At 64.7% G+C, this 15,546-nt stretch carries 7 protein-coding genes and 4 pseudogenes; 1 reads left to right on the top strand and 10 read right to left on the bottom strand.

Translation table 11 applies throughout. From position 1 onward, the window contains the following. Window positions 1-61 precede the first annotated feature (61 nt). The 9 genes and pseudogenes from AO398_RS10040 to AO398_RS10000 all read right to left on the bottom strand — a co-directional run bounded on the left by AO398_RS10040 (window position 62) and on the right by AO398_RS10000 (window position 13,843). Window positions 62-1,555: pseudogene (locus tag AO398_RS10040) on the bottom strand (IS1182 family transposase). Between the two features lie 276 nt (window positions 1,556-1,831). Further along, window positions 1,832-3,946: a PAS domain S-box protein gene (locus AO398_RS29340; protein WP_058191919.1), complete on the bottom strand. Its 2,115-nt coding sequence runs from the start codon at window positions 3,944-3,946 to the stop codon at window positions 1,832-1,834. Between the two features lie 453 nt (window positions 3,947-4,399). Then, window positions 4,400-5,471: pseudogene (locus tag AO398_RS10030) on the bottom strand (IS630 family transposase). 426 nt (window positions 5,472-5,897) lie between these two features. Further along, window positions 5,898-6,962, bottom strand: a complete 1,065-nt coding sequence (locus AO398_RS10025; RefSeq protein WP_244498720.1) for a hypothetical protein — start codon at window positions 6,960-6,962, stop codon at window positions 5,898-5,900. Window positions 6,963-7,066: 104 nt separating this feature from the next. Continuing rightward, window positions 7,067-8,023, bottom strand: coding sequence for an antibiotic biosynthesis monooxygenase (locus AO398_RS10020; RefSeq protein WP_058191918.1), 957 nt, complete (start codon window positions 8,021-8,023; stop codon window positions 7,067-7,069). Then, complete coding sequence (locus AO398_RS10015; protein ID WP_058191917.1) at window positions 8,020-10,728, bottom strand: molybdopterin cofactor-binding domain-containing protein; 2,709 nt, start codon at window positions 10,726-10,728, stop codon at window positions 8,020-8,022. The genes AO398_RS10020 and AO398_RS10015 overlap by 4 nt, the downstream gene beginning before the upstream one ends. Then, entirely contained in the window at window positions 10,725-11,540 is an 816-nt protein-coding gene (locus tag AO398_RS10010) for an FAD binding domain-containing protein (RefSeq protein WP_058191916.1), read from the bottom strand. Before AO398_RS10010 ends, AO398_RS10015 begins: the two co-directional genes overlap by 4 nt. 987 nt (window positions 11,541-12,527) lie before the next feature. After that, entirely contained in the window at window positions 12,528-13,493 is a 966-nt protein-coding gene (locus AO398_RS10005) for a helix-turn-helix domain-containing protein (protein ID WP_058191915.1), read from the bottom strand. 92 nt (window positions 13,494-13,585) lie between these two features. Further along, window positions 13,586-13,843, bottom strand: a complete 258-nt coding sequence (locus tag AO398_RS10000; protein ID WP_058191914.1) for a hypothetical protein — start codon at window positions 13,841-13,843, stop codon at window positions 13,586-13,588. Window positions 13,844-14,126: 283 nt separating this feature from the next. Here AO398_RS10000 and AO398_RS09995 point away from each other — a divergent pair. Continuing rightward, a pseudogene (locus AO398_RS09995) lies at window positions 14,127-14,465 on the top strand (transposase); the annotation flags it as partial. 271 nt (window positions 14,466-14,736) lie between these two features. Here AO398_RS09995 and AO398_RS09990 read toward each other — a convergent pair. After that, window positions 14,737-15,546, bottom strand: a pseudogene (locus AO398_RS09990) (IS110 family transposase); the annotation flags it as partial.

Raw genomic sequence — 15,546 nt, 5'->3', positions numbered from 1 at the left:
TCGACTGTCCGGCAAGGTCGGATCAGGGTCGAGGCCGTGTGAGAACGCAGATCCCTCAGGTTCAAGGCGAAGGTCCTGAGAGTGTCGCAGAGCAGAGGGGTGGCCTTGAGGCCCGGAGCGCCGCCATCAGCGGACCGACCCCAAAGATCTGGATCATCCGCTTCATGTTGTAGGCCAGAACCTGCAGGCTCATCTCTGTTCTGAGCTTGGCCAAGGTCCGGGTCAGGAAGTGGGTCGCTCCCATCCAGGCCTTTAGTGTGCCGAATGGGTACTCGACGGTCTGGCGAGGGATCTTCATCGCGTCCGGCATCCGGTTGAGCCGCGCCTGCATCCCGTCGTGGACGCCCGCGTGCACCCAGCGTTTGACACGGCGCGTCTCCGCCGGCGTGCAGCGGGGCTTGAGCGCGCAATCGAGACAGGCCGTCAGGTTGCGGTAGTGGTCCATCTCGTCGCCCTCGGCCCGGCGATCGGACCGGGCCGGCCCCTTGGTCAGGTGCTGGCCGGCGGGACAGGTGTAGTGATCCTGTTCGGCGTCGTAGACGAAGTCCTGGCCCGTGAAGCGGCCACGCTTGGCATGGCCCGAGGTCAGGGTCTTTGGCACGCAGGGCAGCACGCCTGTGTTTTCGAAGGCCGGGACCTGCTCGCCGTTGAGGTAGCCCCGGTCGGCCAGCACCGTGAGCGTGTCGTACCCCGTCGCCGCCTGCGCCAGAAGCCCCATCGGCGCGAGTTGCGCCCGGTCGCTCCCGAAGTTGGTCACGTCATGTGCCACGATCAGGTGATGCTCGGCATCCACGGCCGCCTGGACGTTGTAGCCGACCATGCCGGTGCCCTTGCCGCGGGTCGCCATGGAGCGCGCATCGGGATCGGTCAGCGAGACCTGGCCGTCAACTGCGGCCTCGACCTGCCGGCCTCGCGCCCGGAGAACCTGCATCTACTCGCGCAGGCCCGCGATCTTCTGCCTGAGCCGCGTCGTGCGCGCCTCGGCGATGTCGTTCGGCTCGCGGTCGGCCCGGTCCAGCGTCGCAAGATAACGGCCGATGCTCGCCTCGACCTGCGCCAAGCGCGCCTCGACCTTGGCGGTGCTGAAGTTCGTGTCGCGGTTATTGACCGCCTTGAACTTGCTGCCGTCGATGGCGACGACGGCGTTGCTGAACAGGTTCAGCCGAGGGCAAAGCACCACGAACTGTGCGCAGGCGGCCTGGATTGCCGGACCGTTGTCCTTGCGGAAGTCGGCCAGCGTCTTGAAGTCGGGCATCAGCCGACCGGTCAGCCAGATCGGCTCAATGTTGCGCTGGCTCTCGCGTTCGAGGCGCCGGCTCGATGGGACGCGGTTGAGGTAGCCGTAGAGATAGATCTTGAGCAGGGTCGCCGGATGGTAGGCAGGACGGCCCGTTGCCTCCGGCACGGCGCCCGCGAAGGGAAGCGTTGTCAGATCGAGCCCATCGGCGAACACTTCGACGAGGCGAACCGGATTGTCGCCGGTGATATAGTCGTCCAGGCAATCGGGAAGCAGCGTGATCTGCTGACGGTCCTCACCTGCGATGAAGCGCTTCATCCCGACCTTCGAGATCGGAATTTGCCCTATCAGATGAGCACGTTTTCACATGGCCCAGGCTACAACCGAACTTTGGCTTTTGATCTGAGAACAGGCGTTCCATTTCTGCCTCGTTCGTTGTAGCATTAGGTCAGGCAAAATTCATGAATCGGTTATGAAACATGCCCTGTTTGGTCGGTTTTACCCGGAATTGGTCGAAGAACCGGCCCGAAGACAGATACATATTGCTATAGATCAAGATGATGCTAGCAATCGCAGCCCCAGCTTGCGTTCCGCTTACGCCGCCTTTGTGCCAAGCGCAGTCAAAGACTGAGCGAGAACCTCAATCCGGGTTCGGCTCTCGGACACGAGGCCGGCAATGTCGCCTGAGGCAGTCGACGAGCGGCCTGCCAGCGCCTTCACCTCCTGCGCGACAACGGCGAACCCCCGTCCTGCCTCGCCCGCACGCGCGGCCTCAATCGTCGCGTTCAAGGCGAGCAGATTGGTTTGGCCGGCGATCGCCGCAATAGAACTGGTAATTTCGTTGATCTTCCTGGAGGAGGCGAGCACATCTGCGAGAGCCGCGTGCGTTTGCTCCATGGTGCGCTTGCGAGGAGTTATATCGACCGCGCACATCAAAATTTTCTCAGGACGGCCTTCCACATCGGGAAGGACCGAGAGGATTGCGTCGAGCCACACGCCGAAGCCATCTTGCGACGACCATTGGATCTCGCAGTGCACCTGATGGCCGGACTGGAGGCGTTCGCGATCCGGTTGCGAAATCAAAGCCTCTGCGTGCGCCTTTCCGTTTTCCAGCATGACACCGAGCCCGCGCAGGTAACCATTGGCAGCCAGAAGCTGTCCAGACAGCGACCACTCGCAGATTGCATTGGAGGTGCTGATTGCGTCGAGTTGGATGCCGCGCTGCACGGAAGCCTGTTTGGTCTGCGTAACGTTCGCCTGGATCGAGATAAATCGTTCAATCTGGCCGGATCGGCCGCGGACCGGGTTGATGGCCAAAGAGATCCAGTAGGGCTTGCCCGCCTTGGTATAATTCAGGATTTCATCGTAGAACGGCTCATGCCGTGTCAGACGCTCGCGGATCAATGCGCGCGTCGCTGCACTCGTTGCTGGTCCCTGGAGCAGATCCCCTGGCTTGCGGCCGGTTACCTCGGCAGCCGTGTAGCCGGTCATACGCTCGAAGCCCGGGTTGACGTATTCGATGCGGCCCTGCCCATCGGTGATGACTACAGAGTTATCGGTCTCGTCGGCCACGAGCGAGAGCAGCTGAAACTGTCGACGGCGCGCTACGTCGGCAGTTATGTCAGTGGCGAACTTGACGATCTTGAGGGGCCTGCCCGTCATTGGATCGAGGATGGGGTTGTAGGTGGCTTGCAGCCAGATCTCGCGTCCGTCCTTGCCGACGCGCTGGTACTCGCCCGCTTGATAAGCCCCGTTGCCCAGATGGTCCCAGAAACTGCGATATGCAGCACTCTCGCGCTCGCCGGGCTCGACGAACAAACGATGGTGCCGGCCGGCAATCTCTGGCAGCGTGTAGCCTACAGCGGTCAGGAAGTTAGCGTTGGCGGTCAAGATCGTGCCGTCGGGCGCGAACTCGATCACCGCCTGCGCCTTGTCGATCGCTGCGATCTTGCCGGCGAAATCAATCGACTGCAGCTTGTCGGCAGTGATGTCGCTTGCGAATTTCACGACCTTCATCGGCCGGCCCGAGGGATCGCGGACCGGATTGTAGGTGGCCTGCAGCCAGATCTCGCGTCCGTCCTTGCCGACGCGCCGGTACTCACCCTGCTGGAAAGCGCCGCTGCCGAGGGTTGTCCAGAAATCTCGGTATGCCGCGCTCTCTCGCTCGGCGGGCTCCACGAAGATGCGATGGTGCAAGCCGCGGATTTCGGCGACATCGTAACCCACAACTGCGAGGAAGTTCGCGTTGGCGTCGAGGATCGTGCCGTCGAGGGCGAACTCGATGACGGCCTGCGAGACATCGAGGGCGGCCACCTTGCCCTCGAAATCGGCGTTGCGCAGCTTCTGCGCTGTGATGTCCGTGGCGAACTTGACGATCCGGATCGGTTGACCCGCCGCATTCAGGATCGGGTTGTAAGTCGCCTGGATCCAGATCTCCCGCCCGCCCTTGGCAACACGCTTGTATTCGGCCTGCTGGAACTTGCCGGCACCCAAGTCCGCCCAAAACTGCTTGTATTCTGCCCCATCGCGTTCGGCTGGATCCAAGAAGAGGGCATGGTGCCGTCCCTTGATTTCATCGAGTCTATACCCGACAGCAGCAAGGAAATTGGCGTTGGCACCTAAGATCGTGCCGTCGAGCTTGAACTCGATGACCGCCTGCGACCGATCGAGTGCGGCGAGCTTGGCGGCAGCAGAGCGGTCGAACAGCATTGGTGTCCCACTAGGCACGTGCTCTGCGGCCTATCAGCCGCTGACTGGTGTCAAATCTTGACACCGAGGATCTCAAATGAAATCTAAATATCTGTTAAACTATGATAGTCCTATATGCGACAAAATCACACCTCGAACTATGCAACCATAGGTAAGTGACTGTTACCGCAGACAACAACTTTTGTAGAAAATGGACTTTGCTTATATCTGCCAACAGATGTGAGCGAGCGCGATGGCAACGTCTGCATCATTGATGGAACAGAGTGAAAGCGGACCAACCGAACCCACCCAACCCAATCGTAGGCCATCGCCAGCCGAGTTGCCCGGGATCGTGTGTCGCACCGTCGAAGGCATTGATAACCAAGGCGCCGCCGAGTCCCGTCCAGACCAAGCACACGCCGGCGATGCCCCCCAACGGTGGTGGACAGCTTCGCGTCCCCCTAGTGCACTGACTCAGACGGATGGTTCATGGGAGCGGCTGACGGCGGCGAGGATGTCGGTAGCCGGCTTGGTCCAGACGAAGGGTTTGGCGCTCCGGTTGTGGTCGGCGATGTAGCGTTTGAGCGTCGCCTGCAGGTCGACGACGCCGGTGAATGAGCCTCGCCGCAACCGACGCCGGGTGAGTGCTGAGAAGAAGCCCTCGACCGCGTTGAGCCACGAAGCCCGAGGTCGGGGTGAAGTGGAACGTCCAGCGCCGATGCCGGGCGAGCCAGGCGCGTACCTTCGGATGCTTGTGGGTGGCGACGTTGTCGAGGATCGCGTGGATCGCCTTGCCGGGCGGGACGGTGGCCTCGACGGCGTCGAGGAACCGGACGAACTCACCGTTCCGGTGGCGCTGCATGCAGCGGCCGAGCCCGGTACCCGCCAGGACGTCGAGGGCGGCAAACAGCGTCGTGGTGCCGTGACGGGTGTAGTCGTGGGTCTGGGCGGCGGGATGGCCGGAGGCGAGCGGACGGTCGGGGCGGGTTCGCTCCAGCACCTGGATCTGGCCCTTCTCATCGAGGGACAGCACCACCGCATGGGCCGGCGGATCCATGTACAGGCCGACCACATACTCGACCTTGGCGGCGAAGGCGGGATCGCGCGAGCGCTTGAACGTGCGCAGGCGGTGCGGCTGGAGGCGGTGAGCGTCCCAGATCCGCTGCACGGCGCGCAACGAGATCTCGACAGCGTGGGCCACGGCCCGGCCGGTCCAGTGCGTGACCTCGCCCGGCGGCTCCGAGCCGGTCAGCGCCAGCACCTCGGCGACCGTCTCGGTCGAATGGGGTGGTGTCCCGGGCGGACGCGTCTTGTCACGCAGCAGACCTTCAGCGCCCGCCTCGGCGTAGCGCCGCTGCCAGCGCCACACGGCCGGGCGGCTGACGCCCGCCCGCCGGGCCACATCTTGGACGCTCAGGCGCTCGGCCGAGAGTAAGCCGATGCGGGCGCGCTGGGTATGCTTGAGCGGACGGGAGCGGTCGCTGGCGATCGCAGCCAGCCGTGCCGCGCCGGTCGCATCGAAGAGTACGCATACCGTCTGAGCCATCGCACAGACTCGCAGGTCTCACCGTGTGCGTGAATCCTCCGTCCGCGTCATTGCACTAGGCGGAGGATGCCCAGTACCTTCAGGCTGAGCGGCGCTGGGGCAGACGCGCCATCGCCGGGTAGGTCGGGCGACACCTCACCCGTCAACACAACGATCCGTTGATTTGACGTTGAATAAAGGGTCATGCGAAAAAGCACTAACGCGTCATTGCCGCCAGCCGAAGAACCGGGCGAAGAAGCAGAAGGGAACGAAAGCCGGGCGCTTTGATCCTGTTTCAGGCAGTTTTGTTTGGTAGGAGATCGGGGAGAAACAAATTTGCGACAATGAGATGTTGACGATATTAAGATGGACTGCTGTGCGCCCTATCGGGTGACGATTGGTAGCGTCTGAGTGCCATCGTAAGCTCCAGAACTCCGGCGGGCATTCTTACTTGAGGTGGTAGGCGATGCCGGCGATCAGCGCCTTTTCCTCGGTGTTAAGTGTCTTCCGCGGATCGCCGCCGAACTTGTTGTGCCAGTATTGGAACCCCGCGAAGACCTCCACGCGGTTGGGCGCGTTGTCGAGCAACTGGCCAATATCGAGGACCAGGTTGGTCTGCGAGACGAATTCAACCTGCGTTTGGTTATCATTGGTGAAGCCGTAGCGTCCCTTAGGCAGGATCAGGGTGTTGAAGCCGGCCAGTGCCAGGGGCAGGCCAGTGAATGCCAGTGGGATAGTGTAGGTCAGCTCGAATTCCGGCGTCATCTTGTACTCGACGCTGCGGAAATGTGAGTAATCGAAGCCCGGTTTCTGATCTCGTTGGATGGGGCTTCCGGCGAGACCGTTGCGGGAGAACTCCTTGTAACCCTGGATCTTTAGGTTCACGAACCCGGCCGGCACGTCAAACGCGAAGCTGACCCCGAAGGTGCCGGCGCGCTTCTCGGAATCAAAGGTCGTGTCCTTGGTGTTGATGTCGGCCCCGAACGATAGCCCGATATCCTTCACAAGACCCGGGATGGCGAAGACGTCGGTGTCGAAGATCTTGTTCGGACTCAAAACGCCCCGGTAAATCAGGTAGACCTCGGTCGCGCCGAAGCCCTTGTCCGTGTTCGCCTTGTCACCCGCCGGGTCCTGTGAGCCCGATCGCAGAAGATCGAGGGAGATCAGGTTGGTGCCGTAGGCCCAGGAATTGGCGTGGAACAGGTTGACCACGTTCTTGGGCACCTCAACAGGCTCCCTGCGGCCGCCGGGGCGTTCTCGGAAGATGCCGGGCTCCGCGGACGGTCCCTGGAAGCGGTAGCTGACCACCGTGTCGGAGAACGAGAAGAACGACGGCGGCGGGGCGGCCATCACGGTCGCGGCGGCGACCGGAACCCCGGCTTCCTGCCGGTTCGGCCCGGTCGAGGCCCATTGCGTCGTGTTGAGCGTTTGGTTGAGGGCTTGGGCGACCCGTGTCTGCGCGGGCGTGCCCGCCTCGGTATCTGACCGGGCAGCGCCGATGCCGAGCAGCACGGACGCTGCGACAAGGAAACCCGTCCCGGGAAGGCCCATGCGCATCGGGCCTCTCCCCGCCGGGCCGGTAGGTCGTACCTGAGCGATCCGTCCGATTGGGTTCGTCACAGCACTTTCCAGAAGACCAGGATCATCACCGCATAGGCTGCAGCCAGCAGGCCCGCGCCCTTCAGGTCGACGGCGGCCTGCTCGTCCCCGGCGGGCGCCAACCACCAGCCAAGCTTCTGGGCGGCGAACGGCACGAGGCGCGCGGTGATCAGCACGCTGACGACGTTGCCGATGAACAGCGCCAGGGGGAAATCCAGCTTGAGAGTCCCAGCCAGGAACGGCGTGCCAATCAGCAATCCCCAGAGGAACACCGTCGGGTACAGCGTCAGGAGGACGATCATGTTCATCTTCCACGCCGGCGGCGACGGGACGCCCTCCGGCGTGGCATTCCGGAACCATTGCTCAAAGCCGCTCTGGACCATCCGGGCGTGGAATTCTGCAGTCAGCGGCGCCGCTTCTTCGACCAGGGCCTGGCGCTCCGGAGAGTTCAGCCAGGCTTGCAGGTTGGCGTCGCTGTCGAACCGCAGGATCGCGACAAAATCCTCCTGGACTCCTGGCACGGCCGGCTCAAGCCGGTAGCCCTGCAGGCCGCGCGCGCGCGACTGGGCGGCCGCGACCTTCCGCTCCCAGCGAAGATATTCGGCCTCCATCCCGGGCTTCACCCGGGTGCTGATCACCGCCGAGACCGGCGCGGTACGGGCCGCGCTGGCATCGTCGGTGACGATGTGGACGTCGTCGCGGCCGACCAGCATCGGGGCAGCGCCCTCAATGCGGGATTGCCGCTCCGGCGAGCCCAGCCAGCGCCGGGCATGGTCCAGGCTGTCGAAGCGCTGCAGGATCACCCAATCGACCTGCAGCGGCGGGTGCGGAGGCATCAGCCGCTGCTCGATGAAGCCCGGAAACGTCGCCACCACCGTGCTGGTGTCGCCCTGCCACCGGGCGAAGGCGTCGGCGCTCTCCGGCCGGACGGTCGTCTGGGTGACGATGCTGACGCTCGCCGCTGACGTGCTCATGCGCCGGCAAGCTTTTCGAACAGGCGGTCGGGGGTGAACGGCAGATGGGCGAACCGCACCCCGGTGGCGTCGGCCAGCGCGTTCGAGACGGCCGGGGCCACCGGGTTGATGCCGCATTCGCCCTGCGACTTGGCCCCGAGCGGGCCGATCTTGTCGACCGTGTCGGCGAAGAAGATGTCGGTGTGGGGCGTGTCCGCGAAAGTCGGGATCCGGCAATTTCGCAATTGCGGGTTGACCATGCGGCCGTCGCCATCGTGCACCATGGTCTCGACCAGCGCCCAGCCGTAGCCCATGCCGACGGCGCCATCGAGCTGGCCCCGACACTGCATTGGGTTGATCGCCTTGCCGATATCGGCGGCGTGGACGCTGTGCAGGATCCGGATCTCGCCGGTCACCCGGTGCACTGCCAAGCGGACACCTTGTACATTGAACGCGATGGTGCGCGGCGACAGATAGGACTTCCGGCTGACCATGAACCGGTGGTCGACCTTGGTGCCCTCGGCGTGGAGCTGGGTAAGGGTCAGGCGCCGGTTGCCGCAGACCACGCCGCCATCCGTATCGAGTCGGCACTGCTCCACAGGCACCCCGGTGAGCCGGCTGGCGAAGTCGAGGATGTCTTCAGCCATGGCCTCTGCGGCCAGGTGGACCGCCTTGCCGCCGACCACGGTGCCGGTGCTGGCGAACGTGCCGGTGTCGTAGGGGGTGCGGTCGGTGTCGGCGTTGATGATCGCGACATCGTCGGCGCGCGCGCCCAGGATCGCGGCCGCGATCTGCTTGTGCGCCGTGGTGATGCCGTTGCCCATCTCGGTCGAGCCGCAGGCGAGATGGTAGGTCCCGTCCGGGCGCAGGTGCATTGCGGCGCCGGAGCGATGCTCGGTCGGCGGCCCGCATTCCAGCATGGCGAGCGCCACGCCGGTACCCTCGGCCCAGTCCGCGCCCTCGGGCTTGGCGACGCCGTTGCCCTTTTCGAGCTCGCGCTCGACGATGTCGAGGCACTCGCCGATGCCGTAGCTGCCGAAGCTGGCGTCGCTCGGCTCCTTCCAGATCGACTCGATGTTGTCGCCGGGCTGCACGACGTTCAAACGCCGCATCGCGAACGGATCTATGCCGAGCTGGCGGGCCAGGGCGTCGATCGCGCATTCGATCGCGAAGGTGGTCTGCGAGGCGCCGTAGCCGCGAAAGCCTCCGGCGGGCACCATGTTGGTGTAGACGGCGTGGCCGATACCCTTCTTGTTGAGGCAGCGATACGCCGCGATCGGGCTGGCCATCGCGGCCCCCAGGGTCTCGCCGCCATGGCCGCCATAGGCCCCGGTGTTGGAGACCACTTCCACGTCGAGCGCCGTCAGCGTGCCGTCGCGGCGGGCGCCGATCTTCACCCGAGTGGTCATTGGATGCCGCGTCGTGGCGCCGATGAACTCCTCCTCCCGGGTCCATTCCCACTTCACCGGGCGCCCGAGCTTCATCGTGGCGAACAGGACGAGGTCTTCCGAGACCATCTCCTGCTTGCCGCCGAAGCCACCGCCGACCCGCTCGGTGAACACGTGGATGTCCCGGTGCGGGATACCCATCAGGTAGGCGAGCTTCTGCCGGACCGCGAACGGCGCCTGCGAACTGGTACGGACGTGCCAGCGCTGGTCCTCGCCCTGCCACGCGATCGAGCCGTGCGTCTCCAGATGCGTGTGCTGGACCCGGGTGGTCGAGTAGGTCTGCTCGTGGATCACGTCGGCCTCGGCGAAGCCGGTGGCCACGTCGCCGATCTCGCCCTGGAGCGTGCAGAAGATGTTACTGTCCCCGGTAACCTGATCCTTGTGGTGCAGCAGCGGCGCGCCGGGCTGCATGGCGGCGACCGGATCGAACACCGCCGGCAGGATCTCGTACTCGACCCGCACGGCCCGGCATCCCGCCTCGGCCGCCGCCTGGGTCTCGGCGACCACGGCCACGACCCGCTGGCCGGCGAAGCGCGCGACGTTGTCGAGCAACAGGATGTCGTCGGGATCGACCAAATGGTCCTCGTGCAGGGCCGAACTGAACCGGCGCTTCGGCACGTCCTGCCAAGTATAGACGGCGACCACCCCGGGCAAAGCCCGGGCGGCGGCATCGTCGATCGCCACGATGCGTGCATGGGCGTGGGGCGAGCGCAGCACCTTCAGGTGCAGCAGGCCCTCGACTGCAACATCCATGGTGTAGCGGGCTTTGCCGGTGAGGATGGAATCCGTGAACGGGTTGGGCAGGCTGGCGCCGAGCGCCCGGCCGGGCAGGTCCGCCTCGATGTTGCAGCGGCCATGCAGCGCGTCGTTGATCGAGCGGTAACCGGTGCAGCGGCACAAATTGCCCTTCAGGGCGTGCGGCAAGTCGGCCTTCTGCGCATCGGTCAGCGTCACCGCGGTCATGATCATGCCGGCGGTGCAGTAGCCGCATTGGAACGCCTGCGCGTCCCGGAAGGCCTGCTGCATGGGATGCAGGTCGTTACCGCATCCGGACAGACCCTCGAGGGTGGTGACCGCGCGGCCCTCGGCCCGGAACGCCGGGACCAGGCAGGAATGGAACGGCTTTCCGTCGATATGGACAGTGCAGGCGCCGCAATCGCCGGCGTCGCAGCCCTTCTTGACGCCGAACACGTCGAGGTCGCGCAGGAAGGTCCGCAGGCACTGGCCGGGGGCGGGTTCGGCGGCGTAGTCGCGGCCGTTGATCGAATACTGGGTCACGCGAGCTCCGTCCGGATCTGTTCAGCGAGGTATTGCGTGACGTGACGCTTGTACGGAGCCGAGCCGTGGACGTCGGCGAAGTAGGCCTCCGGCGGCAGGCGCGCGTCGAGGGCGGCGCGCAGGTCGTTGGCGGATGGGCAGGCGGGGAAGCGCAGCTGCACCGGCCGGGGCGTCGCCGCCGTCACCGTCAGCAGGAAGTCGGTGCCGTCCTGGCCGAGCGTGCCGATGATCAGCGCAGCCGAGCGCCCGAACTTGGTCAGCGAGACCTGCCGCATAGCCGTCCGCTTCGCCAAAGCGGTGGCGGGTAGGTGGATGCTGCGCAGCAATTCGCCCGGCTGCAGCACGTTCGCGTGGTTGCCGGTGACGAATTCGGCCACCGGGACCATGCGCGGCGCGCCGTCCCGCGGCCACAGCGTGCAAACGCCTTCGAGCGCCGCCGTCAGCGAGATCATCGCGCCGGCGGGCAGCGACATGCAGAGGTTGCCGCCGATGGTGGCGGCGTTCCAGATCTTGAACGACATCAGGAACGCGTCGATGCAGTGCCGGAACAACGGCACCGCCCGCCAGTCCGCCGGCCCGGCGAAGTCGTGCACCTCCACGATCCGACAGGTCGCGGCGATCTCAAGCCCGGAGTCGGTCACCGTCAGCGGTGCCCAGCCCAGCCGCTCGAGATCGATCAACGTGTTGACCGCTACCTGCGGCTCGGAGAACAGCCAGGTGCCGCCGGCGAGCCACGAACATCCGTCATGCCAGCCCTGGACCTCGTCGAGTGAGGTCGGCCGCTTGACGTCGACAATCGTTGAGATGTTCATCGCCAGACCTCAAGGCTCATAGTCGTGAGATTTACGCATATCATGAGAGTAGCATCATCCATCGTGAGTAAATAAATTAATTGTAAGCTATTAAAATCACAATTGGTTCACAAAGTACGAATATATGGATCCTAATGTACAGTATTTTTCGATGACTTTGACGCAGAATGCGCCAGCACTTTGCTAACAACACATAATTGCTCAAGCCGTCCGCGCGGTCACACCGCGGCGGAGGTGCCGATCGTGGCGTTCGCAAGATCCCCGGCTCGCGGATCTCGCTGGATTTTCAATATCTGTTCGAACTCGTCAAGAAGTAAACATATGAGGGTTACACGCGTCAATACAGCTTATCTAGACTCCAATATATAAACTGTAACTGTTCAGAGGTTCATTCAAATATTGATTAGTTCAGGGTAATGTCAGTAAAACGAGCGGGAATATTTGCTGTTGAAGTGCTATATCGACATTAATGTCCTGCTGTGCCGGATGGCGGCCGACGTCCGTGAGATGGAGCGACAAAAAAAATCGTTGCACCGGGCACTAGTCAGCGGCTGCCCAGCTGCGCAGCTGACGCGGTACCCTTTCACGGGCCCGGCTTGGTGTAGGAGAAAGGATCGCGGATCCATATTGACCTAGCTGGCGTCATCGCCGGCGTATCGCGCAACCTCGACACGAATGGAGCAGGTCATCGTACAAAACCCGGCCGTCCGAGACCGTTCAAGGCCGGGCTGCCGCTGTCCCTAACTAGCTTTAACACCGTCGTCCTGCTCAACGGACGCTACGGATACTGCACCAAGAACAACACAAAGTTGAAGTTCGTCTCGCAGAGCAACCTGGTCCTCAGTGCCGGGAAGCTGATCGCTAACGCTCTCAACGGCGTGCAGGTCTTAGCGGGGCTTCAGTACTGGCACAACAAGTTCGGTGGCGTTCCGCGGAAGACGCACGAAACCGAGGAGAAGGCACTCATCGCAGGCGCTGCCTAACGCCTCAAATAGGGATGCCCGAGCCAGCGCGTAGCTCGCGCGGCGACAAGCCAAAGCGCTGGCGGAACGCACGGTTGAAACTCGGGACGTCGGTGAAACCGCAGGCATATACGATCGTGGCAATCAGCATCCCATCGGCGCGCGGCGTCGCTAGGCGGCGATGGGCAAGATCGAGGCGGGTGTCGCGGAGCGCGGCCGCGACGCCGCCGGTGCCCGCGAAAGCCCGGTATAGCTGGGTGCGGGAGATGCCGAGCGCCGCCTGGATCTCCGCCGGCCCGAGGCGCGGATCGTGTAGCCGGCGCACGATATAAGCCCAGGCAACGGAAGCCACCGCCTCGCAGGATAGCAGGTAGCCCGGCCGCGCTTCCGGATCCCGGACGCGGTTGCCCAGCAGGTGCAGCAAGCCCTCAAACGCCGCCTGCGCCTCGTCCTGCGACATCCAGGCGGCGGTGGCGGCGAACCTCCTTAGCGCGGCCTTGAACTCGGCGAGCGCCGGATCGCCGACGATGCAGCGGCCCGCAAAGGCGTCGACCGGGCCGATCCAGGCCTCGAAGGTGGTGCGCGGCAGGGCCAGCCGGATCTCGGCGTAGTCGCTCTGGGTGCCGGCTACGAGGGGCCGGTGGCGCGACAGGAAGCTGATGTCGCCGGCCCCGAGGCGGCCGCCGCGCTCGCCCTGCTGCTGATAGCCGATCCCGTCGAGGCCCACGCCGATCACCACCGTCTCGGGACCGTTCCGGTCGAGCTGGCGGGGCCCGATGGTCAGGCCGACCGGGCTGCTAACCGTATGGATCAGGCCCCAGCCCGCCCCCGACACGACGAGGCGCTTGGCCCGGAACGCGTCGCGGGGATGCACGTTCCTGATATCGCCGAAGGGCGCCAGCGCGGTGGCTCGCCAAAACTCGAAGGCGTGCTTCGGCTGGACGTGCGAGGTCGTCTCGATGTTGCTGGGAACAAGCGCCGGACGAGACACGAGGCGGGCTCCGGCGCGGACCGATCCCGCTTCTAACCTTCGATTGCCGGACCTCCCGGCAAAATCAAGGGCCGTCCGCCCACACCGGACGACTATTCGGCCCGGTGCGGGCGGGCACGGTGGTGATGGAGCAACCGCGTCTCGACGTCGGATCCGCGCGCGCCTGGCGGGACGCCGACCACGTCGCCGTTCCGGACGGCCTCGCGGATGTTGTGACGCGCGCCCCGCCCCTCGGTGCCGCCGGGCTGGGTGATCGCCGAGTCGCCGGATGGGACCAGCACGGTCTGGGCCTGCGCCGCATCTGCGAGGCCGATCGACAGGGCGGCGGCCAGGATCCGTAGAAAGAGCACGAGGGGAATCCTTTCGGCAGCGCAGTCCATATCGCTGCCTTTCTGAGATAGGGCCCCGAGCGCCGCGCGGTTAGCCCCACCAGGCGGACGCGCTAGTACGTCACCGGCTTGCCGGAGCGGCCACGCGGACCGCCGAGCACGAGGGTGCCGCTGGCAACCAGGGTGACGGTGAGCAGGTCGAAGAGCGCTTAGACCCCGTGTCCCACGTCAGCACCTGTGGGACAGATTGAGGGTCTTCACGAGCGAAGGATGGCTGGTTCATCGTAGCCCCTGAGGGGCGAAGATGAAGCAGGCATCCGGACCGGCCAAGAAGCCGGCAGAAGCGGTGATCCAAGACATCCGTCGGGCCACAAGTCGGCAGTTCTCGTCCGAGGAGAAGATCCGTGTGATGCTGGAAAGCTTGCGTGGCGAGGACAGCATCGCCGAATTGTGCCGACGTGAGGGGATCGCCGCCTCGATGGACTACGGCTGGTCCAAGGAGTTCCTAGAGGCTGGCGAGAAGCGCCTGTCCGGCGACATGTCTCGTGCGGCCACCACGGATGAGATGCGCGATCTGCGCCGCGAGACGGGGACGCTCAAAGAGGTCGTGGCTGATCTCGTCCTGGAAAACCGTCTGCTTAAAACGTATGGCCCGCCCCGTTTGCAAGGTCGTCGATGAAGGTGCGTGTGACCTGGCTGCACAAACGTATCCGGCATATCGGCACGGTGGCCGCCGCCAAGATGGAGAGCCGCACGTCCCGGGCCTCATAAGCAATTCGGCCTCGGGGGCCGCTTTTTTGCCAGGCTTCCGGAACGCCGCTCCACCGTCAGGCCATCTTCACTGTCCTTCCGCAGACCTCGTGGACCCGCGCCGAGCGATCGTGCTCCGCCTCAGGTCAACCTCTTTTGATGCCCTATGCGAGGGCCGGCTCCGGCCGCCCCTCGAAGCTCACTTGTTTGCGCAGCGTCGCCCAGGCGATCCGCGCGAGCTTGGCTGCCAGCGCGACGACCACGACGTTGTAGTGGGCTCGCGCCAGAAGTCCGTGCAGCCACCGTCCGGTCGCGTCCTCGGCCTTCGACAGCGAGGCCAGGGCCGCACGCCCCATGGATGAAGAGGTTGCGCAGATAGGTGTTGCCCCGCTTGCTGATGCCGAGCAGCTTCGACTTGCCGCCGGTCGTATGCTGTCGGGACACGAGGCCAAGCCAGGCCGGCAGGTCGCGCGCGGACGTGAAGGCGTTTCCGTCGTCGACGGCCGCGCGCAGGGCCGTGGCCGTCATCGGCCCGACGCCGGGGATCGACACCAGGCGACATGCCGCCTCGTCGGCGCGGACATGCGCCACGGACGCCCGGTCGAGCGCGTCGATGCGGCCGTCGAGCCTTGCCCACTCCCCACGGAACTCGGCGACGAGAGCTGGATACGCGGGCCAATCTGCGCCTGGGGAGCCCTCACGAGAATGGCGACCGTCGTCTCGAACTTGCGGCGGCCCTGGGGGAAGGCGAGACCGCGCTCCAACAGGATCGCGCGCAACTGGTTCATGAGCATGGTGCGCATGCCGACCAGCCGCGACCGGACCCGGTGCAGGCTCTGCATGTCGTGTTGCTCCTGCGCCTTCAAGGCCACGAAGCGCATGGTCGGGCGCGTGGCGGCCTCGGCGATCGCCTCGGCATCGCGGTCGTCGTTCTTCTGCGCCTTGACGTAGGGGCGGACGTACTCGGGCGACAT

It is taken from the genome of Methylobacterium sp. GXS13, from assembly GCF_001455965.1.
Classification (GTDB): domain Bacteria; phylum Pseudomonadota; class Alphaproteobacteria; order Rhizobiales; family Beijerinckiaceae; genus Methylobacterium.
The sequence above is the reverse complement of the archived record's forward strand: the minus strand, read 5'-3'. Positions and strand labels throughout refer to the sequence as shown.